Annotated in this window: 8 protein-coding genes; 1 reads left to right on the top strand and 7 read right to left on the bottom strand. The window is 38.5% G+C overall.

Annotation, left to right across the window (positions count from 1 at the left end):
- Positions 1-151: 151 nt before the first annotated feature.
- The 7 genes from KCG35_RS12300 to KCG35_RS12270 all read right to left on the bottom strand — a co-directional run bounded on the left by KCG35_RS12300 (position 152) and on the right by KCG35_RS12270 (position 6,076).
- Complete coding sequence (locus tag KCG35_RS12300; protein ID WP_215819995.1) at positions 152-1,426, bottom strand: GGDEF domain-containing response regulator; 1,275 nt, start codon at positions 1,424-1,426, stop codon at positions 152-154.
- Between the two features lie 115 nt (positions 1,427-1,541).
- A complete protein-coding gene (locus tag KCG35_RS12295) occupies positions 1,542-2,642 on the bottom strand; it encodes a nucleotidyltransferase domain-containing protein (protein WP_215819994.1) in 1,101 nt (366 codons plus the stop codon).
- A 5-nt stretch (positions 2,643-2,647) separates the two neighbouring features.
- Entirely contained in the window at positions 2,648-3,574 is a 927-nt protein-coding gene (locus KCG35_RS12290; RefSeq protein ID WP_215819993.1) for an HprK-related kinase A, read from the bottom strand.
- Entirely contained in the window at positions 3,571-3,873 is a 303-nt protein-coding gene (locus KCG35_RS12285; protein WP_215819992.1) for an HPr-rel-A system PqqD family peptide chaperone, read from the bottom strand. The genes KCG35_RS12290 and KCG35_RS12285 overlap by 4 nt, the downstream gene beginning before the upstream one ends.
- Before the next feature lie 38 nt (positions 3,874-3,911).
- Positions 3,912-4,511, bottom strand: a complete 600-nt coding sequence (locus KCG35_RS12280; protein ID WP_215819991.1) for a hypothetical protein — start codon at positions 4,509-4,511, stop codon at positions 3,912-3,914.
- Between the two features lie 216 nt (positions 4,512-4,727).
- Positions 4,728-5,588, bottom strand: a complete 861-nt coding sequence (locus tag KCG35_RS12275; RefSeq protein WP_215819990.1) for a sulfurtransferase — start codon at positions 5,586-5,588, stop codon at positions 4,728-4,730.
- Positions 5,589-5,602: 14 nt separating this feature from the next.
- On the bottom strand, positions 5,603-6,076 hold the full coding sequence (locus tag KCG35_RS12270) for a hypothetical protein (RefSeq protein ID WP_215819989.1): 474 nt from the start codon (positions 6,074-6,076) through the stop codon (positions 5,603-5,605).
- A gap of 84 nt (positions 6,077-6,160) precedes the next feature.
- On the opposite strand from KCG35_RS12270, the gene KCG35_RS12265 reads away from it, so the two are divergent.
- Positions 6,161-6,937 (top strand): substrate-binding periplasmic protein, encoded by a 777-nt coding sequence (locus KCG35_RS12265; RefSeq protein WP_230409167.1) that lies wholly within the window; start codon positions 6,161-6,163, stop codon positions 6,935-6,937.
- Positions 6,938-7,010: the final 73 nt, after the last annotated feature.

Raw genomic sequence — 7,010 nt, 5'->3', positions numbered from 1 at the left:
TTATATAGCTTTTCCAAAATAAAGCCATATCCAAGATTATAACCAAGTTATTTATGACTAAATTTTGATAAAAGTTGGTGAAAGGTACTATTTATAAGCTTGTTTTATTCATTATATAATGCAGATTTATCTTGCGTTGTCATTAATCAACTTATTCATCGTCAGCATCAATATAGGCATCACTGGTAATTACAAGGTTACGGCCAGCTTCTTTTGCACGATAAAGCAACCGATCTGCTTCTGTCATCATTTCTAATAATGTTGGCTTAAGTTTTTCTGTAACACCAATGCTTATTGTAAAACTCAGTGTTTCATTTTCAATATCAATGGATTGGTCACTGATGTAGTTTTTAAAACCTGAGAGTAACTGTGCGCTATGTTCAATGTCCATGCCAGGCATTAAAATACAAAATTCTTCTCCTCCTAACCGAGCGACAAGAAAACGTCTAAACTTCTCAGCCAACAACAGACCCATTTTTTTTAAAACCTGGTCACCAACATCATGTCCATAACGATCATTAATCCCTTTAAAAAAATCAATATCCAGTAATGCAAATGATAAATGCCGATTTTCTTGTAATGCTGTCTGTAAATATTCCTCAGCTTTCGCTACAAAGTAACGACGATTAAACAAACCTGTTAAGTAATCACGGTTCGCTGTATCTTGAATTTTTGCAATCAATTCCATTTCTTCAATATTATGCATCACTCGACAATGTAGCTCTTCTTGATAAAAAGGCTTCTTTAAAAAGTCATTCGCTCCCATTTTAATAAAACGGGCAGATAAGGAGCCACTTTCCATGCCTGAGACACCAATAATACAAAGTGATTTGTTATTATCTTTATGTCGAATGGTTTTTACCAATTCATAACCATCCATTTCTGGCATATTATAATCAACAATAAGCATTTTTATATCTGGCTGCTCATGTAATATGTTTAAGGCTTGTAAGCCTGTTTCAGCCTCTAACATTTGATAGAGATGCAAATGTAAAGCTTTTTTACAAAATGATCGCGAAGACTTCGAGTCATCAGCCACTAAAATCTTTACATGCTGATTTTTAACTAGTCGCTCAAGAAGCTTAATTACAAACTCGTAAGAAACCCGACTTTCTTTGACTATATAATCAACAATACCTTTGTCCTGTAATTGAATACGACGCTGGTCATCATAAGAGCCTGATAAAACAATACAAGGAATTTGATAAGACAAAACTAAGTCGACTATTTCACCATGAGGAGCATCAGGTAAGTTTAAATCAACCACAGCAGCAAAAAATGGATGCTCCTGGCTTTCTAAAAAAATCTCAGCTTCGCCATATGTTGCGACAAATACTGGGAAAAAAATCTGATGTTTTTCCAATAAATGCTGCATGATTTTTAGAACAATAGGACTATCTTCAACAATTAAAATTGACTCTGCCATGTGGTTGCTCAATAACGACTCATTACTGCTGTTCATACCAGCATCAGTACAACTACTTCCATAATAAAAACTATATAAGCAATAATAGCAGGCTAGTTGCTAGTCTTAACAATATTTACACTTTTCCACCCAAGCGCATCCAGGCTTTAATAAATAAGTGTTTCGTTAATAAAAAAGGCGGCATCCGAAGCCAATGTGATCTAATATACAACCCCCAAATAGCCAATAGACGGTTCATTTTATGCAGTCTTGGACCACTATCAACCGGTAAAAGCGCTAAAGGTAGCCACTTATTCATTAAACAGTTTACAAGCACGTTAGGCTTAAATTGTTGGATGGATTGTAATAAATCATCAGGAATAGGTGTTTTTAAAATAGATCGAGTATGAATAAGACTGTAGTAAAATGGTCTCTGTACCCCAAGCTCGTTGGCTCTGGCTAAAAGTTTTTGATCAAAACCAGCATATTTTTCCGTAAAGTATCGATACAAAACATCTAAATCAACCAAGTCACGTAATCTATTTTTTAGCTCAGAGTCATAAAATAGATGAACACAACTATGCAAGAATTGGTCTTCAGCAGACAATACTTTAACTCCTGATATAGTACATGACTGGGCAGTAGCCAATAATAGGTCAGGATCAGGGTTTAGCCTGCTGGTACGAGGTAAAATTCGGTGGTGTAAGTCAACATCGACACTGCGGAAACGATGCCTCAGTGGTGGGATTTCATGCATCCATTGACGATAATAATAGTCGTCATAGCCAGAGGGTGGTTTGTGACTTTCCCAACCTGCTTTTAATAAACATTGTTCCACATAATTTAATTGTTCTTCAGGTACTAAAATATCAACATCCGATAGATATCGTCCCCTTAAACCGGGGATTTGCTGGGTAATATATGCAGCACCTTTAAGTAGCACAATATCACTAACATCTTTAAGTGTACGTTGAAGCCGGTTAATTTCCCACTGTGCCATTTGGCTCAAATAGCCTGAAAAATGCATTGTCCCAAGAATAGTTCTCCTTGCTTTTTCAGGTAAGGTAGAGAGCAATCCCGCATCTTGTAAGCGATAGCCAAGTGTAGCCAATAACCCAGACTGTTTTGCTAACTGTAGCCAGCCATCTAGCTCAACACTTTTTAAGCTCACTACATAATGAATGTCATTCAGTGAGCGAATCAAATTTAAAAGTGTCGCTGATTCACATGAATACATAACATTTACTCTTCAGGCGGGAGTGATTCAATGAGCTGTTGCAGTTTTTCAACCACTGTATCCAAGTCGTTAAAATACAGCTCATAACAATTAGACTCATCAATTAGTGATTTAACCGCATGAAAGCCTTTCTTACCCACAATTTGATAGTTGAATGCATTATTAGCTAAACGTAACAGAGCCTGGGCCTTAGTCACCTCCGTTAGTTTAAATCGAGTTTCAGATTGGTATTTAGGAAAAATAACAAGCCTGGGTTTTGCTTGTACTTCACTTTGAGCAACACTAGTAAGTGGCGGACGAAAGTGAGCAACATCACCTTTACGCGTTTTGGTAAATAGCGGGCCAATCACAGCATCAGGCGCAAAGTTTCGAATAACATCTATGGATTGGTTTTTCAGCGGAATGAGCTTAGGAATAGGTTGAATCAAGCCTGTTTCCAAATCAATTAAGCCAAACTCATCAGATAACATTCGCCACCCCCGCATAGCAAAAGCAGCGCAAAGAGTACTTTTGCCTGAACCTGGCCAGGCTGGTAACAACACACCTTTTCCCTGATACTCAACAGCTGCAGAATGCAGCATAAGATAGTAATGACTTTGGGAAGCGACACACCAGTTTGTTCCCCATTCCAACATAGGCAATGCGTGATCCAGAGGAAAAGGAGCCATCCCTGGATCTCCCTCTGCGGTCTTAAATAACACCTGTGGTCTCCACCAATAACGATGAGAGTATGGCCGCGCTAAGTTGACTCGAAAATCTATTAATACATCATGCTCAATAAATGGGTAATGAGCGAATAAAACATGTAACTGTTCTGCCAAAAAGGGAATATTCGCTTTTAATTGAATATTGAATGGCCCACATTGATAAACAACACCTTGTGTTTTTAGGTAATGGTAAATAGTAGATGAGGATAAGTCAGAAAATCTCATACGCAAACAGGCTCTATGAGACCAAGTTCATCAAGTTCATTTAATAGGTATGAAAGTTGCGCATCGCTCAAAGTATCTGAATCAACCTGATACTCTGAATACAGCTGTGATAAAAGCATTGAGCAACTAAGAGGAGATTCATAAAGGATTAATAATATAGCAAGGGTTAAATCATTAAGTAGATGGGTTTCAGCTGTAAGCTCGTTGAAAACAACTGTTTCCGATTCCCATCTTGCCCAATGAAGATATTCTGAGGATATTGTTTGCCAGCATCCCTGACTGGCGCTTGAATTCTTCACACACAAACCAGCAGTACGTTATTATCGCTCACAACTTATTAGCCAATATTTTCAACTGGATTATTGTATAAAGAAACCCAACATGATTCAGTCACTGGCGAAGCACCCGCATTACGTTCAACCATAAGCTCTTTTGACTGGTCATCATAAAACACCAGCACTCTGACATTTTCACGCAAGACTGTTACATTCCCTTTCGCTGCGTTTTCTTCCCACTTATCAAGCTGCTTTTGTACTTTCAACTGATCAGCCACTTTAACCAAGCCACCAGCCTGTTCCTGGTAATATTCACTTTTAACCACATAGTAAACTTGCTGGCCAGCATCAAGTGACTTATTGGATTTACCTGGATTGTGCATAACAGTTATTTTGACCGCTTCAGCACGGAGCCATTTTACATCTTCAATGTCATATCCAGGACGCACAATAGTTTCAGCCTGGCTTGCAGTATTAGCCAGTTTAGCCTGACATGTTGCACTACTGGCAGCGAGAGCAGCTCCGCTTCGCAGAGTAAGCAATAAAGGCGCTGCAGCCGCTGAAGCTTTTAACAAACGACGACGGCTTGCAAGTTGCTGCCAATCGCCACTAGAAGCCTGTGGGCTATGATGTTGAGTATCATTACTGTCGTGTGTCTTCATAATCCGTTTCTTGTTTAGTGTCCGTTAGTTACCTGAAACTCATTCTACTACTTTAATTTAGGCAAGTATCAGACCAAAACCCCGAAAACCTACAATTAACAGTAGCTTTAGCTAAAAGTAGAACTATTTACTTGAGTACTACTAACAACAACCATTCAAAGTGTAAAAGATAGTAACACATAGCAAATGCTATGTTTTCCAAACCAATGCCCAATTTTAATTAGAGATCATTGCATCCTGTTTACTAACAGGCCGTTGAGGGTTGGTTATCCACTCACTCCATGACCCAGCATAAAGTTTTGGCATCGGCAAGCCAGCAAGCTGCATAGAAAAAATATTATGGCATGCTGTGACGCCAGAGCCACAATAACAAATACAATTTGTGACTTTATTCACTCCTAGATACTGAAAGCGCTTCAGCAATTCATCTGGTGATTGAAACTTCCCATGCTGATCAAGATTTTCAGTATAGGGACAACACATAGCGCCAGGAATATGGCCTGCCACTGAATCAATGGGCTCTTCTTCACCAGCAAAGCGACTATAAGACCTTGCATCAAGCATTATCATTTGCTCAGAGGATATGTTACTGAGAACCTCATCAGCTTCCACTTTCAACGTGCTATTACACTCAAAATCAAACTGAGTCGAAGGGTAATCTGGTAACACTGGTGTGCAAGATAAATCATCGTTAACCCATGCTTGGTACCCACCATCTAAAAGATACACACCTTCAGACTTGCCTAACCAAAGTAGCATCCACCACAGCCTTGCAGCTTTGGCACCATCGGCATCATCATAAATAACAATGGTATGCTGGTCACTAACACCAAGACTTCCAAGTTTTGCAGCAAATTCTTGTGGATGAGGCAAAGGGTGACGGCCAGTTAAACCTGAGACCACAGGTACAGATAAATCTTTATCCAGGTCAAGGTATATAGCCCCAGGAATATGGCTCTTTTTATAAGCATTTAACCCATAATCAGGATCAGCTAAGGAAAAGCGACAATCAATTACTCGGGTGTTTGTATCTCTTAAGCAAGCATTAAGTTCAAACGTGTTTAACAAATGTGACATGTAAACCCCTAACTCTAAGGCTTCATTTGAATAACTTCATCATCTTTTATCACTTTATTATGTAATTCTGCTTTCACGTCAAGCCCTTCCAACTCTACGCCATCCTCAACAATAATACGTGTTGAGTCATCACCGTAGCTAATTGAAGAACTTGATGCTGTATCTTCACCTGGTACAACTGGAATAGCATCTGTTTTTTCATGTTTTTGGCTAGCCCTTAACGCTTGCTTGTTTTCACCTTGATTGTCAACTGGAGTGACACTATCTACATCACTACTATCACTTTCCACTACACCAACTACCCCAGTCTCACTCTCATCAGTCTCAATGACTTTAACTTCCTCATTTTCTGCTTCAATAGTCATATCAGCCGAAGATTCAACAGGCTTAGCTTGATCAAGCCAATAATGATAAAACCCGATACCAGCCCCTCCCATTATGCTTATGGCCAATAATACAAAAAGCGTCATTCTAGCGGTATAACTCATAATCCCTCCTAGCGTATCCTCATGTAGCCCCAAGAAATCGTCTAGACTTGATATTTAAATCCACCAAATGTGCACAAAAGATATATGCAATCCGTATGCAAGGTATTTATAGGGCTATGGTATGCTTTGAGCATTTCCCTGTCATTGAATACCCATGGAAAAGATCGAATTGTACTCACTTCACTTAATTGGGAACCCTATATAGGTCGATCTTTACCTAACAACGGCTACAGTTACGAACTTATTAGTGAAGCATTGAAAGTTAGCGGTTACTCACTAGAGATTATATTTTTAACCTGGGATAGGGCTATGGAGCTTGCCAAAAAGGGACACACCGATGGTGTATTCCCCGCCTATTACTCTAAAAATCGTGAAAAATACTTCATTTTCTCTAATCCTATCCCTGGTGGTCCTGTAGGATTCTATAGTCGTACAGAGAATAATTATACCTTTGCAAGTGATCCCAGAGAAAATTTTGCTAAAGCAATTGAACCGTTAAAAAACCTAACATTTGGCGTCGTTGAAGGATACGTCAACTATGTACCTTTTGATGAAGCCAATTACCTAAAAAAACAATACACTATTAGTGATGACCTAAATATCAAGCGCTTATTCAAAAAACAAGTGGATATTATTTTTATCGACAAATACGTCGCTCATTATATTATTGCTAAAAAATATCCATGGTATTCATTAGAACTTGAATTTATAAAGCCCGCACTTGAAGTCAAAAACCTACACATTGCTTTTTCTAAAAAAGCTAAAAACCATGAAGCTTTCGTTGAGGCTTTCAATAAGGGACTTGAACACATTACGCAAAATGGAATGGTTGCAGAAATCTTGCTAAAACATGGATTTTAACCCATACATTATACTCAAGTTTCAACAAATAGTGTCTATTATGTTTAGTTAACATGATAGCCAACCAAAGCAT

This window comes from Zooshikella harenae (assembly GCF_018837975.1).
Taxonomy (GTDB): Bacteria; Pseudomonadota; Gammaproteobacteria; order Pseudomonadales; family Zooshikellaceae; genus Zooshikella; species Zooshikella harenae.
This window is presented reverse-complemented; position numbering and strand designations above follow the sequence as displayed.

What these genes read in the sequence shown, in the direction of transcription:
- KCG35_RS12270 (WP_215819989.1), bottom strand. Translation starts at nt 6,076, where the DNA reads ATGAGTTATACCGCTAGAATGACGCTTTTTGTATTATTGGCCATAAGC.
- KCG35_RS12295 (WP_215819994.1), bottom strand. Translation starts at nt 2,642, where the DNA reads ATGTATTCATGTGAATCAGCGACACTTTTAAATTTGATTCGCTCACTG.
- KCG35_RS12290 (WP_215819993.1), bottom strand. Translation starts at nt 3,574, where the DNA reads ATGAGATTTTCTGACTTATCCTCATCTACTATTTACCATTACCTAAAA.
- KCG35_RS12275 (WP_215819990.1), bottom strand. Translation starts at nt 5,588, where the DNA reads ATGTCACATTTGTTAAACACGTTTGAACTTAATGCTTGCTTAAGAGAT.
- KCG35_RS12280 (WP_215819991.1), bottom strand. Translation starts at nt 4,511, where the DNA reads ATGAAGACACACGACAGTAATGATACTCAACATCATAGCCCACAGGCT.
- KCG35_RS12265 (WP_230409167.1), top strand. Translation starts at nt 6,161, where the DNA reads ATGCAATCCGTATGCAAGGTATTTATAGGGCTATGGTATGCTTTGAGC.
- KCG35_RS12300 (WP_215819995.1), bottom strand. Translation starts at nt 1,426, where the DNA reads ATGGCAGAGTCAATTTTAATTGTTGAAGATAGTCCTATTGTTCTAAAA.